21 protein-coding genes are annotated in these 26616 nt (G+C 68.7%); 5 read left to right on the top strand and 16 right to left on the bottom strand.

What is annotated here, in order from left to right:
• Positions 1-10 precede the first annotated feature (10 nt).
• Entirely contained in the window at positions 11-595 is a 585-nt protein-coding gene (locus tag AB0E90_RS49400) for an NAD(P)H-dependent oxidoreductase (RefSeq protein WP_360420416.1), read from the top strand.
• A gap of 31 nt (positions 596-626) precedes the next feature.
• Here AB0E90_RS49400 and AB0E90_RS49395 read toward each other — a convergent pair whose 3' ends face one another.
• Together AB0E90_RS49395 and AB0E90_RS49390 are read right to left on the bottom strand one after the other, a co-directional pair.
• Complete coding sequence (locus AB0E90_RS49395; protein WP_360420414.1) at positions 627-1304, bottom strand: SDR family NAD(P)-dependent oxidoreductase; 678 nt, start codon at positions 1302-1304, stop codon at positions 627-629.
• Positions 1305-1315: 11 nt separating this feature from the next.
• Positions 1316-2236 (bottom strand): NADP-dependent oxidoreductase, encoded by a 921-nt coding sequence (locus tag AB0E90_RS49390; protein ID WP_360420412.1) that lies wholly within the window; start codon positions 2234-2236, stop codon positions 1316-1318.
• 250 nt (positions 2237-2486) lie between these two features.
• Here AB0E90_RS49390 and AB0E90_RS49385 point away from each other — a divergent pair, with 250 nt between their 5' ends.
• The gene (locus AB0E90_RS49385) at positions 2487-3467 is read left to right on the top strand and encodes a family 43 glycosylhydrolase (protein WP_360420410.1); all 981 of its coding nucleotides are present in this window, start codon (positions 2487-2489) and stop codon (positions 3465-3467) included.
• 25 nt (positions 3468-3492) lie between these two features.
• On the opposite strand, the gene AB0E90_RS49380 is transcribed toward AB0E90_RS49385, so the two are convergent.
• Both AB0E90_RS49380 and AB0E90_RS49375 read right to left on the bottom strand, forming a co-directional pair.
• Positions 3493-4719, bottom strand: coding sequence for an alginate lyase family protein (locus AB0E90_RS49380; RefSeq protein ID WP_360420408.1), 1227 nt, complete (start codon positions 4717-4719; stop codon positions 3493-3495).
• A 129-nt stretch (positions 4720-4848) separates the two neighbouring features.
• Entirely contained in the window at positions 4849-7599 is a 2751-nt protein-coding gene (locus AB0E90_RS49375) for a putative Ig domain-containing protein (RefSeq protein WP_360420406.1), read from the bottom strand.
• 197 nt (positions 7600-7796) lie between these two features.
• On the opposite strand from AB0E90_RS49375, the gene AB0E90_RS49370 reads away from it, so the two are divergent.
• The gene (locus AB0E90_RS49370; protein ID WP_360420404.1) at positions 7797-8885 is read left to right on the top strand and encodes a LacI family DNA-binding transcriptional regulator; all 1089 of its coding nucleotides are present in this window, start codon (positions 7797-7799) and stop codon (positions 8883-8885) included.
• 32 nt (positions 8886-8917) lie between these two features.
• On the opposite strand, the gene AB0E90_RS49365 is transcribed toward AB0E90_RS49370, so the two are convergent.
• The 3 genes from AB0E90_RS49365 to AB0E90_RS49355 are packed head-to-tail and all read right to left on the bottom strand — an operon-like array spanning position 8918 to position 12091.
• Entirely contained in the window at positions 8918-9781 is an 864-nt protein-coding gene (locus tag AB0E90_RS49365; RefSeq protein WP_360420402.1) for a carbohydrate ABC transporter permease, read from the bottom strand.
• Positions 9778-10737: a sugar ABC transporter permease gene (locus AB0E90_RS49360; RefSeq protein WP_360420400.1), complete on the bottom strand. Its 960-nt coding sequence runs from the start codon at positions 10735-10737 to the stop codon at positions 9778-9780. The genes AB0E90_RS49365 and AB0E90_RS49360 overlap by 4 nt, the downstream gene beginning before the upstream one ends.
• 34 nt (positions 10738-10771) lie before the next feature.
• Entirely contained in the window at positions 10772-12091 is a 1320-nt protein-coding gene (locus tag AB0E90_RS49355) for an extracellular solute-binding protein (RefSeq protein WP_360420398.1), read from the bottom strand.
• A gap of 220 nt (positions 12092-12311) precedes the next feature.
• Between AB0E90_RS49355 and AB0E90_RS49350 the strand changes: the two genes are divergently transcribed.
• Together AB0E90_RS49350 and AB0E90_RS49345 are read left to right on the top strand one after the other, a co-directional pair.
• Complete coding sequence (locus AB0E90_RS49350; RefSeq protein ID WP_360420396.1) at positions 12312-13310, top strand: hydroxyacid dehydrogenase; 999 nt, start codon at positions 12312-12314, stop codon at positions 13308-13310.
• Positions 13307-14857 (top strand): glycoside hydrolase family 43 protein, encoded by a 1551-nt coding sequence (locus AB0E90_RS49345; protein ID WP_360420394.1) that lies wholly within the window; start codon positions 13307-13309, stop codon positions 14855-14857. The genes AB0E90_RS49350 and AB0E90_RS49345 overlap by 4 nt, the downstream gene beginning before the upstream one ends.
• Positions 14858-14886: 29 nt before the next feature.
• On the opposite strand, the gene AB0E90_RS49340 is transcribed toward AB0E90_RS49345, so the two are convergent.
• The 9 genes from AB0E90_RS49340 to AB0E90_RS49300 all read right to left on the bottom strand — a co-directional run bounded on the left by AB0E90_RS49340 (position 14887) and on the right by AB0E90_RS49300 (position 26590).
• Complete coding sequence (locus AB0E90_RS49340; RefSeq protein WP_360420392.1) at positions 14887-16590, bottom strand: sigma-70 family RNA polymerase sigma factor; 1704 nt, start codon at positions 16588-16590, stop codon at positions 14887-14889.
• A gap of 198 nt (positions 16591-16788) precedes the next feature.
• Positions 16789-18249: an alginate lyase family protein gene (locus tag AB0E90_RS49335; protein ID WP_360420390.1), complete on the bottom strand. Its 1461-nt coding sequence runs from the start codon at positions 18247-18249 to the stop codon at positions 16789-16791.
• A gap of 81 nt (positions 18250-18330) precedes the next feature.
• Entirely contained in the window at positions 18331-19926 is a 1596-nt protein-coding gene (locus AB0E90_RS49330) for a methyl-accepting chemotaxis protein (RefSeq protein WP_360420388.1), read from the bottom strand.
• Positions 19927-20209: 283 nt separating this feature from the next.
• The gene (gene eutC, locus AB0E90_RS49325; protein ID WP_360420386.1) at positions 20210-20950 is read right to left on the bottom strand and encodes an ethanolamine ammonia-lyase subunit EutC; all 741 of its coding nucleotides are present in this window, start codon (positions 20948-20950) and stop codon (positions 20210-20212) included.
• On the bottom strand, positions 20947-22353 hold the full coding sequence (locus AB0E90_RS49320; RefSeq protein WP_360420384.1) for an ethanolamine ammonia-lyase subunit EutB: 1407 nt from the start codon (positions 22351-22353) through the stop codon (positions 20947-20949). The genes eutC and AB0E90_RS49320 overlap by 4 nt, the downstream gene beginning before the upstream one ends.
• A 21-nt stretch (positions 22354-22374) precedes the next feature.
• The gene (locus tag AB0E90_RS49315) at positions 22375-23133 is read right to left on the bottom strand and encodes an ABC transporter ATP-binding protein (RefSeq protein WP_360420382.1); all 759 of its coding nucleotides are present in this window, start codon (positions 23131-23133) and stop codon (positions 22375-22377) included.
• Positions 23130-23939, bottom strand: a complete 810-nt coding sequence (locus AB0E90_RS49310) for an ABC transporter ATP-binding protein (RefSeq protein ID WP_360420380.1) — start codon at positions 23937-23939, stop codon at positions 23130-23132. The genes AB0E90_RS49315 and AB0E90_RS49310 overlap by 4 nt, the downstream gene beginning before the upstream one ends.
• On the bottom strand, positions 23936-25909 hold the full coding sequence (locus AB0E90_RS49305) for an ABC transporter permease (RefSeq protein ID WP_360420378.1): 1974 nt from the start codon (positions 25907-25909) through the stop codon (positions 23936-23938). The genes AB0E90_RS49310 and AB0E90_RS49305 overlap by 4 nt, the downstream gene beginning before the upstream one ends.
• A gap of 69 nt (positions 25910-25978) precedes the next feature.
• Complete coding sequence (locus tag AB0E90_RS49300) at positions 25979-26590, bottom strand: dihydrofolate reductase family protein (RefSeq protein WP_360420376.1); 612 nt, start codon at positions 26588-26590, stop codon at positions 25979-25981.
• Positions 26591-26616: the final 26 nt, after the last annotated feature.

Genomic DNA, 26616 nt, shown 5'->3' with positions numbered 1-26616 from the left:
AAGGGCTAGCATGCTGATCCAGGTCATCACCGGTACCACCCGCGAAGGACGCCTGAGCGAGCGCGTCGCCGGCTGGGTCGTGCGTTACCTGACCGAGCACACCGACCTGGAGATCGAACAGGTCGACCTGCGGGACCACCCACTGCCGTTCTTCGACGCGCCGCCGCCGGCCAAGGCGCCCCGCGACTACTTCACCGCCGAGGCGGCCCGGCTCGGCAGCACCCTCGACCGCGCCGACGGATACATCGTCGTGACCGGCGAGTACAACCACGGCTATCCCGCTGTGCTCAAGAACGCCATGGACTGGACGTTCGTGGAGTGGACGCGCAAGCCCATCGCGTACGTCGGGTGGGGAAACGTCGGCGGCGCCCGCGCCATCGAGCAACTGCGGCAGGTCGCCGTCGAGTTCGAGATGGCGCCGCTGCGTCATGCCGTGCACATCCTGCCGGACACCATGATCGCCGCACGGCAGTCCACCGAGCCGGGCGACACCAGCGCGTTCGTCCCACTCGAGCCGAAGCTCAAACTGCTCGTCGACGACCTGCAATGGTGGGCCGCCGCGCTGCGCACCGCCCGCCGTCAGAACGACAACTGACGGGCGCGGCCGCGGCGGCCCACCGCGGTTGCTACGGCATGGCGACGTACGGGTGCTCGGCACCCTCGTGCTTGGTGTAGACGTCCCAGTAGTGCTCGGCGATGGTGTCCGGCTGCGTCTCCGGGCCGCCGTGACCGATCCACACGGACAACGGCACGTGCGCGACGTACACGCCCTGCTCGGCGACCGCGGCGTGCAGCGACAGGGCGTACGTTCGCAGGGCGCCCGAGCCGACGGCGATGTTGCCGAAGGCCGGCATCATGCCGGGGTTGGCGGAGGATCCGCCCGTCGTGAAGATGATCGTGCCGCTCCCCCGCCCGGTCATCGCCGGCAATACCTGCTGGACCGCGGCGATGCCGCCGCCCAGATAGAACTTCAGCTGCGGCAGCACGGACTCGACGGTGACGTCGGTGACCGCGACCGGGCCCAACGCGGCGTCGCCGGGGGCGCTCGGCGAGAAGCTGAGCACGTCGATCGGGCCGAGGCGATCGGTGAGCCGATCGACGGCGGCGGCGAGCGCCGTGGCGTCGGTGACGTCGGCGGCGAACCCGGCTGCCTCGATGCCGCCGGACGCCAGTTCCGCGACCAGCCCGTCGAGTTTCTGCGCGGTGCGGGAAACCAGGCCGACGGAGAAACCCTCCCGGCCGAAACGCTTGGCTATGGACAGACCGAGGCCGGGACCGGCTCCGAGAACGGCGATGGTGGGCATGTGTCTCTCCTTCAGTCGATGGTGACGGCGAGCTTGCCCAGCGTGCCGCCGGCGAAGTCGCCGAAAGCTGCGGGCACCTCGGACAGCGGGTAGGTGCGGGCGACCGGAACGGTGATCTTGCCGGCGGCGGCGTCGGCGGCGAGCCGGTCCAGCGTCGCCCGCGTCGGCGTGGCCATCACCGCGGCGGCGGCCGGGTGCTGGTCGGGGCCGAGGCCCAGGGTGCTGGCCAGACGGCCCTTCTCGGCGAGCAGATCGAGCAGGGCGGCTCCGTCGCCGGCGAGGTGCAGCACCACGTCGACACCGTCCGGGCTGATCGCGCGCACCTGGGCGGCCAGATCGCCGGCATGGTCCACCACGTCACTTGCACCGAGGGACGTCACGAGGTCGGCTTCCGCACCCGGCCGCGCTGTCGCGAGGACCCGGGCGCCGGCAGCTGCGGCGTACTGGATCGCTATCGCACCCACTCCCCCGGTCGCCCCGCTGACGAGCACCGTCTCCCCGGGGCGCACGGCGACCGCGTCGAGCGCGTCCACCGCGGCGGTGCCCGCCAGGCCGAGCACACCGGCGACGCTCGGGTCGAGGCCGTCCGGAATCGCGGCGATGCCGATCTGGTCACCGACGACCACATACTCGCCGAACCCGCCGTCACCGAGGTACGGCTTGGTGACCACGCCGAACACCCGGTCCCCGACCGCGAAGCGGGTCACGCCGGCACCGACCGCGGCGACCGTGCCCGCGAAGTCCTTGCCGAGCACCACCGGGTAGCGGTGCTCCATCATGCCGGCCAGGTAACCCGCGGCGACCGCGGTGTCGAACCCGTTCAGCGACGAGGCGACCACCTTCACCAGCACGTCCCCATCACGGGGTGTGGGCTCGGGCAATTCGGTGAGGGCAGGACTACCGCCCGGCTCGGCAACGACGATGGCACGCATCACATGTCCTCCACGGATATAAGTGGAACCAGTCCTCCACTTGATTGGGCAAGGGTAGCAGCAAGTGGATGATGGCTTCCGCTTCAGCGCACGGAAGTCGGTGCCCGTCAGTAAGCGTTTACCGCGAAGCCCTTGCGACCTCCGGGACGTTTTCCTTAAAGTGGGCGCAGTAAACGCTTACTGAAGGCGACCAGCATCTCGTCGTACGGCCGACACCGGCGTTTTTCTTATAGCTGACCAGGGAGAACGCATGCCGGTGTATCCGCTTGCGCCGCGTGGAACGATCGCTCCGGGCAAGTTGTTCGCCGACCAGCACGGCGCTGTTGCCCAGCTCCATGGGGTGGGTATCCAGCACCTCGACGGCCTGTTCTACGCCTGGGGCGAGGACAAGTCGGCGGGTGCCACCTTCGCGGGCGTGGCCTGCTATTCGTCGCCCGACCTGGCGACCTGGACGTCGCACGGACACGCGCTCACCGCTGATCCCGGCGTGCCCGACATCGCCCCGGGGCGGGTGGTCGAGCGTCCGAAGGTGCTTCGCCGGGCCGACGGCACCTGCGTGATGCTGCTGCACATCGAGTCCCCCGACTACTCCTGCGCCCGGCTCGGGTGGGCGGTGTCCGACCAGCCGGCCGGCCCGTACCGGTACCTGCGCAGCGAACGACCGAAAGGCAATGTCAGTCGCGACATCGGCGTCTTCCAGGACGACGACGGCACCGGCTACGTGTTGTCCGAGGACCGGGCCAACGGCCTGCACATCTACCGGCTCTCCGCCGATCTCCTCCACGTCGAGGAGATCGTTTCCACGACGCTGACCAAACCCGGTGCGCATCCCGCCGGTCCACACGGTTACGAGTCACCGGCTCTGGTCAAGGCCGGCGGCCTGTACTACCTCGTCGGATCGGACCTCACCGGCTGGTCCACGAATGACAACCAGGTGGCTACGGCCACCTCGCCGACCGGACCGTGGAGCGACTGGGCCGACATCGCACCGCCCGGCACGGCCACCTACGACTCGCAGACCTCCGTCATCGTCACCGTGCGCGGAACACAGACCACCAGCCACGTGTACGTCGGTGACCGCTGGATCAAGGATGACCTGTTCCACTCGGCGCCGGTCTGGCTGCCCATGGAGATCGGCGACGGTCGGGCCCGCCTACGGTGGCACGACAGCTGGACGATCAACCCGGTGACCGGAGTCGTCGCCGGACAGCCCAGCGCCCCGCCCGGATGATCGGACGGGGCGCCTCGATGCCGGTCTACTTGGCGTACAGCAGAGTGCCGAAGCCGAGTTGGTCGAAACCGCCGCTGGCGGTCCCGTAGTCACCACCGCCGCCCTCCGGGCGGACCACCTCGGCCATCGCCCGGATGTAGGGCACGTCTTTCCGCAGCCGCCCGTAGTAGTGGTAATAGAGCATGTCCCACACCGGCCGCAGCTGCCCGCGGCTGCCCGGCGCGATGACGGTCTGCGAGCTGCTGGCGCAGCTCTGACCGGTGCCCCAGGTGTACGTGGTGAAGGGCACGCTGTTGCCGAGGTTGTACTTCGCCACGTACTGGGCGGCGTGCATGAAGCGGTAGTCGTCGTAGCCGTACAGGTCGACGCCCTGGTTCCAGGCCATCTCGCAGAGGGCGCCCATCTGGCCCATGCCCATCATGGTGTGGCCCTGATCGCGGCCGGACTCCTGCCACTGGGCGAGGTCGTAGCCGTCGACGTCGTAGTAGCGAAACGGGACCGCGTGGGTGATCGAGCCGTTCCCGGCGCCGGACCGGAAGTAGTTCGCCGCTTGGTCGAATTTCGCGCCGTCGTCGCAGAGGATGCCGATCGCCATGATCGACGCCATGTTGCACAGGTCCCAGTTGGCCCAGTAGTTCGTGATGCAGGCGTCGTTGTGGTTGATCAGGAACTGGTTGTTGAGCGGGTAGAACACCGCCTTCATCATGGACTGGAACCGGGCCAGGTCGAAGCCGGCATAGCCGCGCATCAGCTCGGCCGCGTTCGCGAACTGCCAGCCGTAGATGCCGGCCGCGAGGAACCGGTCGGCATTGCCGGTCACCGCGGTGAGGGTCGACGACCATGCGTTGAGGATCCGCACGGCACAGTCACCGTTCGCCGCGGTGCCGGCGATCTGCCAGCGAACCGCGTTCTGGTAGGCGGCGGCGATGTCGTTGTAGAGGCTGCCGTAGTTCTCACCGGTGCCGCCACGAATCACCGTTGCCTTCGGACTGGCCGTCCACGACGAGCTCGCGTGCGCGTTGGCAACCAGCCGGTTCCGGCCGGAGAGCCAAGGCTCGGCGCCGGCGGCGACCCGGACCTTCGCCCGGTTCAGTTCGCCGTAGGCGTTGAGCATGCCCGGGTGGGTGAAGGTGGCCGGCGCCGCCATGGCGCGAGTGCCGGCCACGGTGCCGACGGCCGCGGCGGCCGCCAGCCCGGTTGCGGCGTGGAGTAGTCGACGGCGGCTCAAGCCACCGGTTTCGCAGGAACTCATGGAGCTTCTCCCATCGGGGGTTGGGATCTGCGTGACTCCGCGCCTGGGTTTGTTACGGGGAGGTCAGGCGCTGGTTAACAATAGCAACCGATTTCTATATTTCATCGCTTTGACATGCTCCCTTGCTGTTCAGGATCTGAGAGACCGTTCCCCAAAGATGCGCAGCTCGCTGAAGGAGGAGATGCCGGGGTAGGCGGGATCGGTCGGCACACCGGGGTGGTCGACCTGGACCTTGAGGAAGCGGAAACTCGATCCGCGCACCTCGTCCCGCACCGGGATCGTCTCCATGACGAACTTGGACTCGGTCGTGTTCGTGGTCTCCCGTGAGCTGAGCAGGGTCCAGGTCACGCCGTCGTCGGAGCCGTAGACGTTGGCGCCCTCGGACCGGTTCGCGAAGTTCCACCGGGCCTGGAGACCGAACGCGTCGGCCCGGACCCGGAAATCCGCGCCGAAGTCGAGCACGAACGGTGCCCGCAGGTCACCCGAGGTCGAGTTGAAGTCGCCGTCGGCCATGTTGGCGACGGCATAGCCGGTCAGTGTCGGCGAGGACGCGAGCCGGCGGAAATCCAGCGTCCGGTCGGGCAGCTGCGGATTCAGCGGTTCCAGGCGGGACACCGACTCCTGCAGCACCACGAGGCTCGCGGCGAACGTCGCGCCGTCCCCCGAAGCGGCTGTCTGCTCTGCGGTGGCCCGCGCCGCGGTCATCGATTCCAGGGTCGCCGGCACGTACGCCAGCCCGGGCCGGTAGCCCTGCGAGGCGGCGGCGATCGCGTCCGCACGATCGGCGGCCACCTTGACGCCGACATCGAGGACGGTGTCCACCGTGCCGTCGTCGGCGGTCAGCACGAAGCGATGGGAACCCACGTCGCCGGCCGTAGGCGACCAGGCCAGCGTCCCGGTCGACGCGTCGACGGTCGCGCCCGCGGGCAGCCCGGCGGCGGCGTAGTGGAGCGGGTCGCCGGCGCTGTCGGCGGCCGCCAGGGATCGGGTCAGTTGTTCGCCGGCCACCGCGATCAGGGTCGCCTGCTGCCCCTGCGCGAACGTCGGTGGGCTCAGCTGAGTTTTGGCCTGCAGGTTGACGGCGTCGATGTCGACGCCGGCGCGTGCGGGGGCGAGCACGGTGAAGTAGGCGAGGTTCTCGCCCGCCGTCGTGCCGGGCAGCAACCCGAGGTCCATGTCGTAGACGACGTACCGCCACTGCCCACCGGTATCCGGCAGTTGCAGCGTGCGATACGGCGCCAGCCGCTGGTCCTTACGTATCTGCAGGGTGGCTTCGCCGTTCGTGCGCAGCAGCAGTCCCACCGGACTGTAGCCTTTGCGGTCCTCGTACATCAGCGTGCGGATCGCGATCGTGGAGCCGCCCCGGCCGCCCTGCAGGCGGACGAAAGCGCGGTCTCCCTCCCGCCGGACGGAGGAGTTGCCGTCCATCGCGACACTGCGCCGCTCGACCTGCACCAGCGCGTCGGCCTGAGCCGGGCGGCCCTGCCCCGCCACCGGCGCGGGCAGGGACAGCCATTGATCGGGGTTGTAGTCCGGGTTGCTGTTCCAGAAGTTGTACGCCGCGGTGCCCCAATAGAACACCGGGCCGTCCGACTGCCGGGCCATCAGGGCGACGTGCGGCGCCCGGCGGGCGACGTCGACACCCAGGTCGTACCGGTACACGTCGTAGAGCTCGTCGACCGGCGCAAAGATCCGCCCCCGGTAGGCCTCGGAGACCACCCCGCCGTGGTCGCTGGTGTCGATCCACGGCACGGTCTTGCCGATCATGTACGCGTAGAAGGCGTCCGCCCCGGCGAGCAGCCGGTCACCCGCGAACCGGTACGGCGAAACCGCGTCACGACGGCCGGACACGGTTCCGGTGCGGGGATCGAGCCGTGTGCCCTGGATGGTCAGCAGCCGGCCGATCTCGCTGAGCTTCGCCAGGTCGTCCCACGCATGCGCCTGGTCCCGGCCCATCTCCTGGTTCTGGATGAACGAGTGACCGTAGGGGTTCAGCGGATCCTTGGCGTCGATGCGCCGGACGACGGAGGTCAGCGCCCCGTTGGCGTAGGTGTCCGGGTTGGTGGAGTTCACCGAGAACCACTCGACGCGCTCACGGTAGCGAGGCAGGTTGTCGGTGAAGATCGCGCCGGCCAGCGCACCGGCCAGCCCGTAGAGGTGCTGGTTCATGAAGCGGGTGTTGCTGAACAGGAAGGTCGCCGTGATGGGCTCGATCAGGTTGGTGGTCAGGCCGGCCGTGTCGGTCGGCTGCCACGTCAGGTCGTAGCCGGTGGGGCCGGCATTGACGCTCGAGTACCGCAACAGTTCGGCGGCCGCCAGCATCCGCAGCAACGGCACACCGGTGTGGATGTGGGCGTCGGCGTAGTACTTGTACTTGGCCGGGTCCATGTGACCCCAGATGCGCAGCAACCGGAGCCCGTTCTCCCGATACGCCGGGTTCCCGGTGAACACATAGAGAATCGCCTGGGTGTACGCCCGGAAGGCGTCGTCGATGAACTTCGACTGCACCGAGGACGAGCCGAACGCATCCGTGCCGGGCCGGTCGGTCTCGCTTCCCGCATTCGCGGAGGTGAACGTCGTCGAGGAGTACTTGGTGGCGATCATCGCCGCGTAGTAGGAAGCCCAGGGTTCTGAGCCCGCGAGAACCTGCCGGCGAGCGGTGAGCAGGTGCTCGGCGCTGACGCCGATGCCGGGATGGACGAAGCCCGCGCTACTGGTGACCCGGTGCAGCGCGACAGCCGGATAGTCCGTTTCCACGGCGGAAGCGGCGGAAGCGGCACGCGCTGCGGGCGCCGGCCCGACCGTGGCGATCAGCAACAGGGCGAGTGCGAAGGCGGCTGGAAACCTCGATATCCGAGCCATGCTCGGGCGTCTCGACATGATCCCTCCCGGGATTGAGGTTCGCGGACTGGCAATCGGTTTCTATTCGTCCCGCAGGCACCGCGCTCAGGTCGGGAGGATCGTGGGCTCGGAGGCCACGGTCAGCCGTAGAGAACGGATGCTGCGGTGCGCGTCTACCCCGAAACGAGCAGTCGACTATTCTGATCGCTCGACGTGTGAGCGGAGGAACGGCACCCGTGGCCAAGAGAACAGTGCCGGTCGCCGCCGGCCGGACCACCGTCCGGGACGTCGCGGCACGGGCCGGTGTCTCGCCGTCCACGGTGTCGCGCGTTCTGCTCGGCAACTATCCCGTCGCCTCCGCCACCCGGACCCGGGTGCAACGTGCCATGCGCGACCTCGACTACGTGGTCAACGCACAGGCCCGGGCTCTGACCGGCACGTCGACCAAGACCGTCGCCTTCCTGATCGACGATGTCACCGGCGCGTTCTTCGCCTACATCGCCCGTGGCGTGATGCATCAGGCGACGGAGGAGGGCCGGCTGTGCATGGTGTGCACGACGGACGGGGACTGGCAGCAGGTGGTCCAGTTCATCGACCTCATGCGTCAGCAGAACGCCGACGCCGTGATCGTGGCGGGCGGCGCCTGGGAGAACGACGAGTACGAAGCACGCATGATCCGCAATGCCCACGCCCTCGACCGGTCCGGCTCCCGGCTGGTGCTGGTCGGCCGGCCACCGCTGGCCGACCCGGAGGCCCCGGCGACGGTCGTCGAGTACGACAACGAGGGCGGGGCCTATGCGGTGACCGCGCACCTGCTGGCATCCGGTCACCGCCGCATCGCCTTCCTCGGGAAGGTTCCCGGCCTGGTCACCAGCACCCAGCGGGTGGCCGGCTTCCGCAAGGCACACCAGGCCCACGGTCTCGAGCCGGACGGGCAGCTCATCCTGCCGGGTGACCACAGCCGCTCGTTCGGCTACGAGGCCACCCGGGCCCTGCTGGCCAAGGGTGCGGAGTTCACCGCGATCCTGGCCGCCACGGACGTCGTCGCCGCCGGCGTTCTGCAGGCGCTGCGCGCGGCCGGCAAGCGGGTGCCCGACGACGTCGCGGTTGCCGGCTACGACGACATCCCGCTGGCCTCCGATCTGTTTCCGGCGCTCACCACCGTGCACGTTCCGCAGGAGGAGCTCGGCCGCGCCGCGGTCCGGCTCGCTCTCAACTCCGACCAGCGCGTCGGCCCCCAGCACCTGATGCTCGGCACCCATGTGGTGGTCCGCGAATCCGCCCCGCCTCCGGGTCACGCCGCGGGCCGGCCCGTCCGCGGCTGAGCCGGTGCCCTGCGGCGGGGCCACCCGGCCGGCTATTTCAGGCTGCCGAGCGTGATGCCGGAGCGCCAGTAGCGCTGCATCGACAGCATGAGCGCCACCATCGGGATCAGTGATACCAGTGCGCCGGCCTCGACCAGGCTGGTCAGGTCGATGGACTGGTCGATCTTGACGTTGAGCCAGGAGTACAGGCCGAGCATGACCGTCCATTTGGATTCTCCGCGTAGGAACACCAGTGGGAAGTAGAACGCGTTCCAGGAGGCGATGAAGCCGAGCAGGAACACGGTCGCCGCGCCGGTGGACATCAGGCGCAGGCCGATCTGGAAGAAGATCCGGTATTCGCCGGCCCCGTCGATGCGGGCGGCCTCCAGCAGCTCCGGTGGAATGGCGCCCTCGGCGTACACCTTGGCGAGGTAGACCGACAGCGGGGTGAAGAAGCCGGGCAGGATCACCGCCCACGGCGTGTCGACCAGGCCGAGATGGGTGAAAAGCAGGAAGGACGGAATGGTGAGCAGAGCACCGGGCACCAGGAACGACCCGATGACGCAGGCCATCAGCACGCCGCGACCCCGGAATCGGTACATCGCGAGGCCATAACCGCAGGCAAGGCAGATGAGTGTCATCCCGGCGGTGCTGGCCACCCCGTACAGCAGGCTGTTGCCCATCCATCGCAGGAAGATGCCGTCGTGGTAGGTGAACAGTTGACCGAGGTTCTCCCACAGGCGGAAACGGGCGAACCACAGACCGTTGGTGCTGTAGAGGTCGTCCTGGGACTTGGTCGCCGACACCACCAGGAACCACACCGGGGCGAGTGAGTAGGCGACGAACATCGCGAGTCCTGAAATCACCAGGATGCGCGCCGATCGGGGGGCGCCGCGGCGGCCGGTGCTGTCAGTCATATCGGTGCCCTATTGGTGAGTTTGTAGATGATGGCCGAGATGATGCCGACGACGAGGGCGAGAATGATCGACAGCGCGGCGGCGTAGTTGAGGTCACCGACCGCGAACGCCTGGTCGTAGATCATCATGATCGGCGTGAAGTTGCGGCCGACGGTCTGCGGAGTCATCGACCGGAACAGCATCGGATCGCTGAAGATCTGCAACGTGCCGATGATGCCCAGCACCGAGGTGAGCACCAGCGAGGTACGCACGTACGGCACTTTGATGGACCACGCGATCCGCAACCGCGACGCGCCGTCGACCCGGGCGCTGTCGAAGATCTCCGGTGGTACCGACTGCAGAGCGCCGTACACCACCAGGATGTTGAAGCCCAGGCTGCTCCACACCATGATGTTGCCGATGGACACCCAGATGAGACTGCCGCTGTAGAAGTCGGCGTGGACGCCCAGCATCGCGAAGAACGGGGTCAGCGGGCCGACCACCGGACTGTAGAGATAGATCCAGATCAGGATCGCCACGATGCCGGGAATCATGTAGGGCACCAGGAGCGCCACCCGGAAACGCCCGGCGAGCCGGCGGCCCACCTCGTCGACCAGCAGCGCGGCCACCAGGCCGGCGATCTGGGTCAGCGGGATGACCACGACCGCGAACAGCGCGACCCGCCACATCCCGCCCCAGAACTGCCCGTCCCGCAGGCCACGCGCGAAGTTGTCGAAGCCACTGAAGGTGACCGTCTGCCCGCCGAATCCGAGTCCCGAGGACTGCGTCGTGTAGAGGCTCTTGGCCAGTCCGATGACCAGCGGGGCGACCACGAACACGGCGAACCCGAGGAAGTACGGAACGGTGAAGGAGACTCCGTTGAACGCCTTACGCCGCCGCCGGACGATGGACCGCTTTACCGAGGGAGGTGGTGCTGCCGGCGACTTCTTCGCCGGCAGCACCAGTGTCTTTGCCATGAATACCCGAATCCCTTGTCTGGGCGGCCGCCGGTCAGCTTGCGGCGACGCTGATTCCCTTGGCCTTCAGGTCGGCCACGGTGTAGGTCTGCATGTGCTCCAGCAATTGCTGGAAGGTGATCTTTTTGGTGACCGCCAGGGCCCACTGGTCCTGCAGTTCCTTGAAGACCGCGGTGTAGTTCGGCCCCACCAGCCACGGGTCGGCGCCCGCCTTGGTGGCCTTCAGGATGATCGGCGCCGCTTCCGCGCGGCGGCTGCCGAAGAGGTTCTTCGGCACCGCCGATTCCACCCACGGTGACGGGTCGGCGATGGCGCCCGGCCACGCGTAGGCACCGGTCTCGGCGTTGTACGAGGCGTCGATGGCCTCCTTGGCGCTGTTGATCCAGACACCGGCCTCAGTGGCTTCCGCCAGGTGCCGGCAGCCCTTCGGGATCAGCATCGCGCTGCCGTGCGCCGGCGTGACGAACGTCGTGGCGTCCGAGTACTGCGGCAGGTCCACCGGCTGCCAGTTACCGATCGACCGCTTGAAATTCGTTTCGTAGTTGGCCAATTGCCAGGTCGCGGTCGGCAGCGACACCATCTTTCCCTGGTCGAAGTAGGCGATGAGGGCCGGCCGGTCGGTGTAGGTCTGGTTCGCGACGATCCCGTTGTCGACGAGTTGCTGCACGATCCGGGCGGCCTTGAGCGACTCGGGCGACAGGAAACCCACCTTCCACGCGTCGCTCTGCACCGCGTACCACGTGCCGCCCGCCTGCTGCACCAGGCTGACCAGCGTGCTGGGGTCCTCGCCGGCCAGGTTCATCACCTGGACACCATGCGGCTTGAGCTTGATACCCGCGGCGATGATGTCGTCCCAGGTCTTGGGGACGGCGATGCCGTACCGGTCGTAGACCGCCCGATTGATCATCATGAAGGTGGGAGCGGCACCGGTCGGAACGCCGTAGTACTTGCCCTGCACGGTGACGCCCTTGACCGCCGTCTCGGTGAACGTCTTCTTCTCGACGGACGGTTCGAGCTGCGTGGTGACGTCGGCCAGCAGACCCTCGGCGAGCAGCGACGGGACCTCGCCGAAGTTCTGCACCAGGCACGGTACGTTCTGGCCGGCCGCCACCGCGTTGCGCAGTCCGGTCGCGGTGGTCGGGTTGTCGGCCTGCTTGACCAATTTGAGCTTGATCTTCGGGTGAGTGGCGTTGAACTTGGCCACCACCGGTTCGTTGTTGGGGGACCATGCCCAGTACTCCACCTCGACCGGGCCGGTCGAGGTGGAGGCGTCGCTGCCGCCGCAGGCCGCCATCGAGAGGGCCAGGACCACCGCCACGACACCGGCTGACCAGCGCCTGTTCCGGTCGTTCATACGCACGCCTCCTTGACGCTCACAGGTGCCTTTGAAGTACTCTCCGTTATAGAAATCGCTTTCTACGGAAAGTAGGCTTCGCGAACATGATCGTCAATACCTTGTTGCCATTGAGTTACGCATGCAGGTCAAACGCTTGGTTTCGCGAATCGCCGCGATAGAGACCGTTCCCACTGCTGGCCCCTGCATCATGCTGCCGCACCTGTCGAAGTAGGAGACGATGACAGCTCTCGCCCTCATGAACGCCCAGACTTTCGCCGATCAGTTCGACGACCGGCGACTGGACCGGCTCCGGTCGCTGACCCCCACGACAGAGCCGATGCGGGCCGACGACCTCGGGCTGCTCTCCGACGGTGAGCTGGCCGGAGTGGACATCCTGCTCACCGGGTGGGGCAGTCCGCACCTCGACCGGTCGATCCTCGACCGGCTGCCCCGGCTGGCCGCCGTCGTGCACTGCGGCGGCTCGGTCAAGAGTCTCGTCAGCCCGTGGGTGTGGCAGCGCGGCATCGTGGTGACCAGCGCCGCGGAGGTCAATGCCATCCCGGTTGCGGAGTTCACCTTCGCGGCCGTCGTCCTGGCCGGCAAGAAGGCGCCCTTCTTGGCCGCGGACGCGCGCCGGCACCGCGACAACTGGGGTTACCGGCACCGCCGCGGACCGATGAGCAACCTCGGCCTGACGGTCGGGATCGTCGGCTTCTCCAAGGTCGGCCGGCGCGTGGTCGACCGCGTGCGGCAGCTGGAGGACGTCACCTGCCTGGTCGCCGACCCGTTCGCCGACCCGAAGGCCGTCCGCACCCGCGGAGCCCAGCTGGTCAGCCTGCACAGCATGCTCCCGGAGATAGACGTGCTGTCCATCCACGCACCGCTCCTGCCGTCCACACACCACCTCATCGGCGTCCAGGAGCTCGGCCTGCTTCCCGACCACGCGACGGTCATCAACACCGCCCGGGGCGCCCTGCTGGACACCGCCGCGCTCGAGGCCGAATGCCGCAGCGGCCGGCTGCACGCCATCCTCGACGTCACCGATCCGGAACCGCTGCCCGCCGACTCCGTGCTGTACGACCTGCCCAACGTCATGATCACTCCGCACATCTCGGGTTCCCTCGATACCGAGATCCGGCGCATCACCGATGCGGCGCTCGACGAGGTGGAGAGGATTCTCACCGGCCGGCCACTGCGGACCGAGGTCCTGGAAGACGACCTCGGCCTCAGCGCATGATCATCAATCCGATCCTCCCCGGTTTCCACCCCGATCCCTCCGCCGTCCGGGTCGGCGCCCAGTACGTGATCGCCACCAGCACCTTCGAGTGGTTCCCGGGAATCTCCCTGCACACCTCGACCGACCTGCGCACCTGGCGCCCCATCGGCGCGGTGCTCGACCGCGCCGACCATCTCGATCTGCGGGGCGTGCCGGATTCCGGTGGCATCTGGGCACCAGCGCTCAGCTACGGCGACGGCCTGTACTGGATGGTGTACACCGTCGTGCGCACCGCCGGAGGACCGCACAAGGACCTCGACAATTACCTTGTGACCGCCCCGCAGCCCGGCGGTCCGTGGAGCGACCCGGTCCATCTCAACTCCTCGGGGTTCGATCCGTCGCTCTTCCATGCGGCCGACGGGCGCCGCTACCTCCTGAACGTCAACTGGGACCACCGCGCCGATCGTTTCTCCTTCGGCGGAGTGCTGCTGCAGGAGTACGACCACCGCCGCCGCGCGCTCACCGGGGAACAAAGTGTGATCTTCCGCAGCGATGAGCTGGTGGAAGGCTCTCATCTGTTCGAGCGGGACGGCTGGTACTACCTCACCCTCGCCGAGGGTGGCACCGGATACCACCATGGCGTCCGGCTCGCGCGCTCGCGCGATCTGCGCGGACCCTACGAGACCGATCCGCACGCGCTGCTCACCTCCCGCGATGACCCGGGCCAAGCAATTCAGAAGGCAGGTCACGGCCAGCTCATCACGACACCCGCCGGCGAGAACTTCCTCGTCCATCTCGGTTCTCGCCCCGTCATGGGCCGCAACGGGCTGCGGTGCCCGCTCGGCCGGGAAACCTTCCTTCAACGGGTGCATTGGGATGCCGACGGCTGGCCACGACTGACCGGCGGCGGCCATCACCCGTTCGCGGAGGTGCCCGGCATCGACGTCCCGGAGGCGGAGGCGTGGCCCGCGGAGCGGCCGTTCCAGGGACCGGAATGGGTCAGTCTCCGCGTACCGGCCGAACCCACCTGGGCGGACCTGACGAGCCGGCCGGGATGGCTGCGGCTGCGCGGCCGGGAAAGCCTCGACTCGCTGTTCCACCAGTCCCTGCTCGCCCGCCGCCTGCCCAGTCTGGACTGCTCGGTCGAGGTCACCGTGGACGCCGACCCGCAGCACTTCACCGAGCTGGCCGGTCTGGTCCTCTACTACAACACCACCGGCTACCACTACCTCGCGATAACTCACGACGAGCGCCTCGGCCGGGTCGCCGGGGTGGTCAGCAAGACCCCCGGTAATACGCTCGAACGCGGCCGGGGCGCGGTCGGCCCGGGCCCGGTCCGGATGCGGGCCGAGATCCGGCGGCTCCGGCTGGTCTTCAGCATCGACGATGCCGGCCAGGGCTGGGAGAGAGTCGGGCCGGAACTGGACCTCGACGCGCTGTCCGACGAGATCGGGCCGCCGCTGCGCTTCACCGGCACCATGGTCGGCGTCTGCGCTCAGGACCTCTCCCGCCGCCGGCTCCTGGCCGATTTCGCGGACTTCGTCGTGGCGGACACCGCCGAACGGTGAACGCCACCCGTTACCGGGCCGGCGGCGGTTCATCGCAGGTTGCTTTTCTGCGGCACGACGGCCGGGTCGGCGGGGGTGGCGCGGGTGGCGTACTGCGGGACCGGGCAGGCGTCCGTGCCGTCGTCGCGGGCCAGTCCGTAGCGGATGGGGGCGACGTCCGGTCCCGGGGCGGTACGGATGTCCGCGTCGATGCTCGCACGGTCGGCGAGGTGGACGTAAAGGTTGTAGTCGGCGCCGCGTTCGTTGGAGGTGAACGTCACCTGGCCGTCGAGGTAGTAGTACTCGAAGTGCCACATCTGCTGCGCGCCGGCCGGCAGCACGGCGTGTCCGTGGGTGGCATCGCCCATGCCGGTGGTGCCCTCGGCGGCGTCCGGGATCTGGTCGTCGAGCCGCCGGCCACCGCCGGACGCGACGTGGAAGAGCCTGCCTCGCAGCCCGGTCCAGGACGGCAGCGCGATGGCGCCGGCCCGCTGGGTATAGGCCGCGGAGAACTCGATACGCAGGTATCCGCGCCCACGGTAGGTGACCCACTGGCCGCGGCGGATCAGCGAGACCACCTCCGCACGCGGGTCGTTGTCGCCACTGGCCACCACCGCCAGAGTGCCCTCCGGGCGGGCCGGTAGCCTGCCCGGTTCGCGATCCTCCGGCGGCGCCGCGTCGGCGGTGTCGACGACGCTGCCGTAGCGAACAGCCGGGGCGCCGGCGACCACGGGGGACGGGGACGCCGGCCGCGGGCTCGCGCCGGGCGTGGCGGACGCCGTCACCGCCGGAGGCGGGGCCACGGCTCGCGGTGTGCCGGAGCCCTGCTGGAGCGCCGCTACCGTCGCACCGGAGACCACCACCGCCCCCACGGCCGCAACCGCGACCTTGGCGAGCACGGACGCGCCCAGCAGACCACCGCCGGCGACCGCGGGAACGCCGGCGGCGACGATCGCCGTCGGCACGGAACAGGCCGCCAGCGACGCGGGCAACGGCAGCATGGCGAGCCCGGCCAGCAGCGCCTCCGGTGGCGCGAGTCGCCGGCCGTCCGCCGGGCAGATGCGGCAGTCGCGCAGATGACGGCCCAGTCGTTTACGCCAGACCGGGCCGGGGTTGCCGTCCCAGATCTGCACCACCTCCGCCAGTTGCGGGCAGCGCGGCTCGGCGTCGAGAGCTCCGACGATGCACCGGGACAGCTCCAACTGGTCGCGCATGCGCTTGATCCGTACGGCGGCGTGGCCGGCGCCGGTGCCGAGGGCGGTGACCAGGTCGGCACGGCCGATGGTTCCGGCGACCTCCAGCCACCACAGCGACAGCAGGAACCGGTCGCCGGGATCGAGCCAGCGCACCGCCTCGACGACCTGCCGCCGCTGACCCGACAGTCCCAGCCGCAGGATCGTCGCATCGGCGAAGTCGGCGCCCGGGTCGGCGACCTCCGACGCCGCTTCCAGCGAACTGGTGCGGGCCGTGACGGCCTGCCGCCGGCGGATCCGCTCCGCGACCTGGCGGTGCACGATGGCCAGGATCCAGCCGGAGAACCGGGCGGGATCCCGTACGGCGGAAATGTTCTCCACGACACGCAGCAGCGTCTCCTGCACTACGTCGTCGACGTCGGCGTGCCCGCCGAGCGCCCGGCCGGCGACGTTGTAGAGCATCGTGAGGTGGTCGGCGATGAGCTGTTCCAGCGCGGCGCGATCACCGCGCTGGGCTGCCCGCACCCGCTCCACCGGCACGAGTGCTTCGGGGCTGCGCATACTTCGACCAACTCCCTGTCTCGGGGCCGCATGCCGCGCCCGGTGCACGATCGGGCGCCGGCCGGGCACGAACCATCGTCTTCTCGCACGAAGACGAACCTCGGGCCGCTCGCATTACCGAAATCGGAGTGTGCTGCCGGGCAGAGTACGGCCTCCCTGGCCGGCGGCTCGGCCCGGCGATCGCGGCCGGCTCGCCGCTCAGCGGTGATCTCCCCGGCGACGGGTGCGCAGGCGCAGCAAAAGCCCGCCGCCGATCGCGGCGGCCACCGCACCCGCTCCGGCGAGCGCGGTCGTCCGGGAACCAGCGCCCGACTGCTGCCCGGCGAGGTCGAAGTCTCCGCTCGGCCCCGTCTTCGGCAGCACCGCGCCGGCCGGGCTGCCCGACGGCGTCGCCCCGGTCCGGGCAGGCCGGTGACTGGCCAAGACCGGAGCCGGGACCGAGGCGGCCGGGGCGGCGGCCACCAGCGTCCGGTCACGGGTAAACAACAGCGTTCCGAAACCCAACTGGTCATAGCCGCCGCTGGCCGCCCCGTAGTCGCCGCCGCCGCCCTCGGCGCGTACGGACGCGGCCATCGCCGTCACGTTCGGCGCCGCCAAGCCCCGCCGGTTGACGTAGTGGTTGAAGACCAGTTCCCAGACCGGCCGCAACTGCCCGCGCGCGGAGGCGGACACGACGGTCTGTGTCCGTGCCGCGCACTTCGTGCCGTCACCCCAGTGGTAGGCGGCGAATGGCACGTCCGCGCCGAGGTTGTAACGGGCCACGTACTCGGCGCCCTTGAGGAAGCGGTTGTCGTCGTAGCCGTACAGATCGACGCCCTGGTTCCAGGCCATCTCGCAGATCGTGCCCAGCAGGCCGATGCCCAGGACCGTGTGGCCCTGGTCGCGTCCGCTTTCCTGCCACTGGCCGAGGCCGCCGTGCAGGATCGGCACCGCGTTGCGGATGGCGCCGTTGCCGGCACCGGTACGGAGATAGGTGACGGCGCGGCCGAACAGAGTCCGGTCGTCGCACAGGATGCCGATCGCCATGACCGACGCCACCGTGCACAGATCCCAGTTCGCCCAGTAGTTCGTGATGCACGCATCGTTGTGCCGGTTCAGGAAGCTGTCGTTGAGCGGGTAGAACACGTTCTTGAGCAGCCGCTGCGCGCCGGCCAGGTCGAACCCGTCGTAGCCACGCATCAGCTCGGCGGCGTTGGCCAGCTGATACCCGTAGAGACCGGCCGCGAGGAACCGGTCCGCGTTGCCGTTGACCTGCGTCATTGTCGACGACCAGGCGTTGATGATGGTGCTGGCGGTCTGGGCGTGTGCCTTCTCGCCGCTGATGCGCCACCGCAGCGCGTTCTGATAGGCGGCGTGCACGTCGGGATAGAACTGGGCGTAGTTCTGGCCGGTGCCGCCACGCACGACGGTGGCCAGCGGACGAGGCTTCCACGACGGCTGGGAGCGCCCGTTGGCGGCCAACCGCTTCCAGCCGGCCGTGATGACAGCGTCACCGGCGGCGAGCTTGGTGCGGATACGGGTGAGGTCGGCGTCGGTGTGCAGCATCCCCGGATGAACCAGGGAAGCGGCCGCGGCGGCCTGCGCCGCGGGGCCGAGGGCGACGGCGGCGCCGGCCCCGAGAAGAAGCCGGCGACGACTGACGGACGGCGATGAGGACACGAGTTTCAGCTTTCGGGCGGGGGGATGCGGTCATCTGAACGACCGCGGCATCCCCGCCGGCATTACCGAAACTGCGGGCCCTCAGAGGTGGAAACGTGCGATCACGTTTTGCAGCTCGGAGGCGACCCGGGCAAGGCCCTCGACGTTGTCGGACGCTCGAGCCAGCGCACTGGTGGTCGACTGCGTCGACGTGGCCACTCCGGTGATGTTGGCGGCGATGTCGGAGGTGCTGCCGGAGGCGTCGGCCACGCTGCGGCTCATCTCACCGGTGGTGGCGGTCTGCTCCTCGACCGCGGAGGCGATGGTGAGCTGGTAGTCGTTGATCCTGGCGATGATCTGGCTGATCTCGGCGATGGCCGCCACCGCGTTGGTGGTGTCGGCCTGGATCGCCTCGACACGGTGGGAGATGTCCTCCGTGGCCTTCGCCGTCTCCTGGGCGAGGTCCTTGACCTCGCTGGCCACCACGGCGAAGCCCTTGCCGGACTCACCGGCGCGGGCCGCCTCGATCGTCGCGTTCAGGGCGAGCAGGTTGGTCTGCTCGGCGATCTGCGTGATCACCTTGACCACGTTGCCGATTTCCTCGGAGGAGGCGCCGAGCTTGCTGACCGTCTGGTTCGTCGACTCGGCCACGCTCACCGCCTCCGCGGCCACCCGAGCGGCCTGGGTGGCGTTCTCGCTGATCTCCCGGATCGAGGCGCCCATCTGCTCGGAGCCGGCTGCGACCGTCGCGACGTTCGCGGAGACCAGCTCGGCGGCCGAGGCTACGACGCCGGCCCGGCCTGCCGCCTCCTCCGCACTTGCGGAGATCTCGGTGGTGAGCTGCGAGAGCTCGGCGCTGGAGCCGGCCAGGGTCGCGGAACTGTCGGCGATCTGGTTCAGGGTCAGCCGAAGACCGTCCCGTGCCTCGTTGACGGCGACTGCCATCGCGCCGACCTCGTCCCGCCCGTACACGGTTGCGGAGTTGGTCAGGTCGTTGCGCGCGAGCGCAGCGAGTGCCGCGCCCACCGTGTCGACCTGCCGTTTGATCGCCGAGGACACGAGGTAGGAGAGCGTCAACGCCAGGATCAGACCCACTCCCAGGGCGACGAACATCGACGTGCGGGCGGCCGAGTACGACGATGCCGCGTCGGCGGCCATCTTGTCCGATTCAGAGATCTCCAGCGTTTGCAACTCATCGGTGCCGCCGGTGATCGCTTGCGTGGCGGCACCGAATGCGGTGGTCGTGTCGGTCGGCATGCTGAAACCTGACGGCGGCGACTGCCCGAACACCACAACGTTGCGTAGGACCTTGTAGGTAGCCCATGCGTCATCGACGGTGTCGACGACCGCCATGCGGGACGGCGAATCGGCCGCTACGGTGGCGTACGAGGCGAGGGCTTCGTCGACGACGGTGTCGGCGGCCTCCGTCTGCGTGAATGCGGCCGCCGTCCTGGCCTTGTCGCCGCCGGACGCGTAGGCAGTCGCTATGCCGCGATACATCATGGCCATTCCCGCATGCATGCTCGACACATAACCCATGCTCGCTACGTGCTTGTTCTTCATCACCGTCAGGTTGTCGTTCAGCTTATTCATCTGAACGATGCCGAGGATACCGACGGAGAGCGCGACGACAAGCAGAAACGCCACCAGAATATAAATTTTGGTGTTGACCCGGACGTCGGCGAATCGACTCAACATCCTGTTACCTGTGGGGGCGCCGGTGCTGGTCGAGATCTGTGTGACCGGTGCTCTCGTTGTGTTTACTGCCATCAGCGACCCCCGGATAATGTAAGCGCATTCCTGATCCTGCGCTTGCCGCAGGGCAATCTCCGGAGCCGGCCGCAGAATCTATATTCCTGCTCGACGCGGATTTCATCCTGACTATGGTCGCCATAGTAGTGCAGAAAGATCTTCCGATGAGCAGTCCGGAAAAGAACACCGACATTGAGGTGGAATAGGCGGACGCGCGCTGGTGAACCGCTCAGCCACCGTCGACCGCCAGGGTGTCGTCCTTCAGCGCCACGCCGGACCTGCCCAGCCGGTTCGCCCCGGCGACGAGTGCCGTGATGACGGAGCCGGCTTGCTGATAGCTCAGGCCGTTCGCGTGGATGTTCGACACGCAGTTGCGTTCCGCGTCGGTGCGGCCCGGCCGGGGCAGGTGCGTCAGGTAGACGCCGAGGCTGTCGGAGACCGACAGTCCTGGGCGTTCACCGATCAGAACGAGCACCGTCGTCGCCCGGAGATGCGCACCGATCACATCGCCGATGGCGACCCGGCTCTGCAGCGCGATGACCGGCGGCGCGAGCGAGTGATCCGCGGCCAGGCTGCCGATCAGCACCCGCAGCAGCGCCGCACCGTGGTGCCGGAGCGCGGCGGTGGAGAGCCCGTCGGCCAGGACGAAGGCGAGGTCGTAGGGCCCGGTCGGGAGGGCGCTGAGGTCGGCCGTCCGGCGGCCGAGGTCAGGGCGGCGAAGGTACTCGGCGCGGTCCCGGGCGAGGCTCGGCACCACGTGCGGTTCGGCGATGCCCAGATCACGGATCGCGTCCGCCAGGTGCGGCACGTCGAGCGGGGCGTGCACCGCGTCCCGCGCGCTCGCATGGGCGGCCTGGAACCGCAGGATGTCGCCGGTGGGCAGCGCGTCGCCGGTACGCCCGAGGCCGATGCGGGCGGGAGTGAGCCGCCGCAGCGGTGCCCAGGCGTCACCGGGCTGCAGGCCGGTCATCCGGCGCTCGCCAGCGCGCGCAGTGCGGAAGTTCCCAGGTCGGTCCGGGCTATCTGACCGCCGGGGTCGATCAGGTCGTGCTGCTGCAGCCACGCCTCGAACTCGGGCGCCGGACGCAGGCCGAGCGCCTGCCGGACGTACAGGACGTCGTGGAAGGAGAGGCTCTGGTATCCGAGCATCACGTCGTCGGCGCCGGGGACGGTGATGACGAACGGGACACCGGCAACCCCCAGCAGGGTGAGGATGCTGTCCATGTCGTCCTGATCGGCTTCGGCGTGATTGGTGTAGCAGACGTCGACACCCATCTGGACGCCGAGGAGTTTGCCGCAGAAGTGGTCCTCGAGCGCGGCCCGGGCGATCTGTTTACCGTCGTAGAGGTACTCCGGGCCGATGAAGCCCACGACGGTGTTGACCAGCAGCGGCTTGAGTTCCCGGGCGATGGCGTACGCCCGGGCTTCGAGGGTCTGCTGGTCGATCGGTGATCCATCGATGCCGAGGTGCGCTCCGGCGCTCAGCGCCGATCCCTGGCCGGTCTCGAAGTACATGACGTTGTCGCCGGCCGTACCGCGAGCGAGTGACCGCGCCGCCGCGTCAGCCTCCCGCAGCAGGGAGATGTCGATGCCGAAGCTGCGGTTGGCGCCCTCCGTCCCGGCGATGGACTGGAATACCAGGTCGACCGGGGCACCGGCGGCGATGAGGTCGATGGTCGTCGTCACGTGGGCCAGTACCGACGACTGGATCGGTATCTCGAACTGCGACCGGATCTCGTCGAACAGATGGAGCAGGTTCCGGGTGACGGCCGGTGAGTCGGTGGCCGGGTTGGTGCCGATGACGGCATCGCCACAACCGAGCAGCAGCCCGTCCAGAGTGGCGGCGGCGATGCCGCGAAGATCGTCGGTGGGATGGTTGGGTTGCAGCCGGGTCGCCAGGCGTCCCGGCAGTCCGATGGTGCTGCGGAAGGCGGTCACCACCCGGCAGGCACGGGCGACGGCGATGAGGTCCTGGTTGCGCATGAGCTTGCTGACCGCCGCCGCCATCTCCGGGGTCAGCCCGGGAGCGACGGCGGCCAGTCGGATGGCGGCGTCCGGCAATGTCACCGTCTGTAGCAGCCAGTCGCGCAGGCCACCCACGGTCAGGTGGGAGATCGTCCGGTAGGCGTCGCGGTCATGGGTGTCGATGATGAGCCGGGTGACCTCGTCCGTCTCGTACGGGACAAGGACTTCCTGAAGAAAGGTGTCGAGCGGGATGTCGGCCAGCCGCCATCGCGCGGCGACACGTTCCGCGCTCGAGATTGCGGCACAGCCGGCGAGTTCGTCGCCGGAGCGCAACGGGCTCGCCTTTGCCATCAGGTCCGCGAGGTTGACGAAGGTGTAGGTGGTCCCGGAGATGTGCTGGGTGTACAAGACGGCGCCCTCCCCTGCGGCTCAGTCGGCGGACGTCTCGCCGAGGTAGCGGTCGAGCACTTCGGTGCCGGCGCTGCCGGCTTCGCCAAACCAGCCGACGGTTCCCCGGTTGAGGATCACGCAGTCGTCGGCGAAAGCCAGCGCGCGGTGGATGAACTGCTCGATGAGGATCACGGTGATGCCGGTGCTGCGGGCGCGTTCGAGGCTGTCGAAGACGGCGCTGACCATCTTCGGGGCCAGCCCGAGGGACATCTCGTCCGCAATGATCAGCTTGGGGCGGGACATCAGGGCCAGGGACATCGCGAGGATCTGCTGTTCGCCGCCCGACATGCTGCCCGCGCGCTGGCTGCGGCGCTGAAAGAGCACGGGGTACGTCTCGAAGATGTCGTGCAGCGCCTGCCCGCGTTCGCCGCGGCCGACCGGCATCAGGGCCTGCTTCAGATTGTCGTTGACGGTGAGGCCGGGGAAGATGCCCCGGCCCTCGGGGATGTAGCGCAGCCCGGCACGGCTGATCCGGTGCGGGGAGAGCCCGGTGATGTCGGTGCCGTCGAAGTAGATCCGGCCGCCGGTGATCGGCACGAGCCCGGCGACGGCCCGGCCGAACGTGCTCTTCCCGGAGCCGTTGACGCCGAGGACGGCCAGGGTGGATCCGCCGCGGGCGTTGAAGGTGGCGCCGAACAGCGCCTGGGACGTGCCGTATCCGACCTTGAGGTCCTGCACCAGCAGGCCCCCGTCGGCGGTGTCTCGAGCGGTGGTCGGGGCGGCGGTCGGGGAACTCATGACTTCTCCTCTGCGATGACCTCGTCGCCGAGATAGGCGACCCGCACCTTCGGGTCGTCGCGGATCTGCTGCGGGGTTCCTTCGGCGAGCAGCACCCCGAAGTCCAGGACGTAGATGCGCCGGCAGACGCTGAGGACCATCGAGACGTCGTGCTCCACGAGGAGCATGCCGGTGCCCTCCTCGGCCACGGCTCGGCGCAGGGCCGCGGCCAGTTTGTCGACCTCGTACGAGTCGAGGCCGGCGAGTGGCTCGTCGAGCAGCAGCGCGGCCGGCGAGGTGGCCAGAGCCCGGCCGACCTCGACGAGCCGACTGGTGCCCAGCGGGAGGGAGCCGACCGGCTGGTCGGCGACACCGCCGAGGAACAGCACGTCGAGCAGGAAGTCGACCCGGGCGGTCTCGTCGGTGTCCGGGCGGCGCAGACCACCGGCGGTGAACGCGTCGGTCCACAGCCGGGACCGGTGGTGGGTGCTGCGGTAGGCCAGCGTGAGATGTTCCCGCACGGTCAGCCCGAGGAACAGCTCGGGCTGCTGGAACGTACGCGCAAGGCCCTTGCGGGCCCGGGTCTGCGCACTGGCCGTGGTGACGTCGTGGTCCTTGAGGCGTACTGTCCCCGCCGTCGGTCGCAGCAGGCCGGAGAGCACCCCGAACAGGGTGGTCTTGCCCGCCCCGTTCGGCCCGACCAGGCCGGTGATCGCGCCCGGAGCGACCGCGACGTCGACACCTTGCAGCGCCTTGATCCCGCCGAAGTGAACGCTGACACCGCGGGCCTCGAGCACCGGCGCGGCGGTTCCGGTCATCGCGCTCATACCTGGCTCGATTCTCTGGCGGAGGAGGCGATGACGTCACGGCCGGGGCGACGCAGCAACTTGGCAGCCAGCCCGGTCAGTTGGTCGCCGATCTCGGGGATCCAGCCGTCCGGGCTCTTGGCGATGTAGACGGCGCCAAGGCCGAAGAGCAGGACAGGCACGGAGCTGAACGATTGCGGCAGGTAGATCTGCATGACTGCCGGGAAGAGGGTGTACGTGAGCCCGGCGAACAGGGCGCCGGCGTTGGAGCGGATGCCCGCGGTGACGAGCGTTGCCAGCCAGATGACACCTTCGAGGGTGTTGAAGTTGGCCGGGATCGCCGCGTACGCGGTGATGGCCAGCAGGCCGCCGCCGATCCCGGCGATCGTTGCCGCCAGGGCGGAGGTCAGCACCTTGACCTGCAGGATGCTGATGCCGATGGTCCGCGCGCCGGGTTCGCTCCAGCGCACGGCGTTGAGCGCGAGCCCGGTGCTCGACCGGCGGATGTTGACGATGAAGTAGGCGACGGTCAGGAAGACGACGAGCCCGAGGACGGTCAGGGTGGCGTCGGTGTCGGCGAAGCCGGGCGGGGAGATCGCGACACCGAGACCGTGCTGGGAGAAGATGTCCCGGGTGAAGACCAGCTTGTCCATCAGCAGGCCGAACGTGATGGTCACCAGGGCCACGTAGAGCGGGCCCAGCCGGATGGTCAGCAGACCCAGGACGGTGCCCATCGGGGCGGCGATCAGGCCACCGGCGAGGACCGCGAGCATCACCGGCCAGCCGTGGTTGGTGGCGAGTTGTGCGGACGTGACGGCACCGACGCCGGCGAAGGTGATCTGACAGAGCCAGATCATGCCGCCCTCCCCGGTCACCAGCGTGTAGGAGAGGAAGACCACGGCGAACGCCGCACCCTGCGCCAGGTAGCCGGTCCAGAACGAGTCGATCGTAAAGGCCGCCACCATGGCGATGGCAACAAGGACGAGGGTGGAGGGCTCCCAGGACCGCCGGCGGAGAATGCCGGTCGGCCGCCGGACAGCGGTGCGGCTGCCGCCCGGCCCGCTCTGCGGTGCGATCGCCCGGTCCAAGGCGCCGCCGACCCCGTCGCCCTCGTTCAGCCGGCCCCGGCGCAGGGTGGTGAAGGCCAGGAACAGCGCCGTGACGATGAACGGGATGCTGGGCAGGACCGCGGTGGTCAGCGAGCTGTTCGGCGGCATCACCTTCTGCACCAGGGACGTCGCGATGCCCATGCCCAGCCCGACGCCGACCGCGGTCGGCAGGCTGTGCAGGCGCCCCGCGATGACGGCGGCGAACGCGGCCGCCATCAGCAGGGTGAAACTGCCGGAGTCCAGGCCGATGATGGGCGCGGAAAGGATGCCGGCCAGACCGGCCAGGAACGAACTGACCGCCCAGACCCCGACCGAAACCGCGTTCGGGCTGGTGCCGGTCAGCGACATCAAGGCCGGGGAGTCCACCATCGCCCGGACCTGCAGGCCGACAGCGGTGAAGCGCAGGATGACGACGCCCAGCAGGCCGATGACCACCACACTCGCGTACACGATGAGTTGGTCCATGGTCACCGGGACGTCGAGCGGGTGGAAGACCTGGACCGGCTCGGGGGCGAGTCCTGGCGCCTTGAGAATCGCGATGTTGCCGAAGAGCAAGGTGGCGATCGGCGGGAGGCACACCGACAGCCCGAGCATGGCGGCGACCTTGATCAGGGTGGTCGACAGCCGCAGGAACCGGAAGAGGCCGAAGTAGAGCACGACGCCGAGGGCCGGTGCCACGATCAGGAGCGAGACGATCGCGGCGGTGACAATGCCCCAGCCGTGCTGCATGTGCAGGAAGTAGTAGAAGCGCGCCACGAAGTACGCCATGGCACCGAAGCTGAAGTTGAAGATCCCGGTCGAACGGTGGGTGGCGGTGAGGCTCGCGGCCGAGATGGCGTAGATGCCGCCGAGAACCAAACCGGCGATGACGTAAGGGAGCATGCGGCGTCTTCCTGTGAGCGGCGCGCGACCGTTGAGGGCGGCCCGAAAGCCGCCCTCACACGGGCCGGATCAGGCAGCCTCGGCCGGCGGGAACAGCTCGGGGAACGACTGGCCGTTGAGCACCTTGTACTCGACGAACATGTTCCCGGTGGGGTACGTCTGCGACCGCTTCAGCTCGAGCTTGATCCGGTCGTCGAAGCCCTTGAAGATCGAGTTGCCGGTGCCCAGGATCAACGGGAAATACCAGATCTTGATCCGGTCGATCAGGCCGGCCTTCAGCAGGACCGACCGGAGGCTGGTGCTGCCGATCAGGAAGAGATCCCCGCCCGGCTGCTCCTTGAGCTCCTTGATCGTCTCCACGAGGTTACCGTCGTAGAGCGTGGTGCTCCCCCACTCCGGCTTCTCCAGGGTCGTGGAGAAGACGACCTTGTCGAAGTTGTTCATCTTGTCGATGACGATCGGGTTCTCGTCGGCCTTGAGGGCGAGGTCGGTCGTCCAGTAGGTGTGGCCGAGCTCGTAGGTCTTGCGGCCGAAAACCAGGGTGCCGTAGTTCTTGAGCAACTCCGTGGAGTGCAGCTTGAACTCGTCCTCCTCGAACTTGTCGGCGTACCGGAAGTCGGCGCCCGGCCCCTCGTAGAAGCCGTCGATGGTGGAGATGATGGTGGCGTGTAGCTCTCGCACTGCGGGTTCTCCTTGCTGGTCTCTGT

The sequence above is a fragment of the Actinoplanes sp. NPDC026619 genome (assembly GCF_040638295.1).
Classification (GTDB): domain Bacteria; phylum Actinomycetota; class Actinomycetes; order Mycobacteriales; family Micromonosporaceae; genus Actinoplanes.
This window is presented reverse-complemented; position numbering and strand designations above follow the sequence as displayed.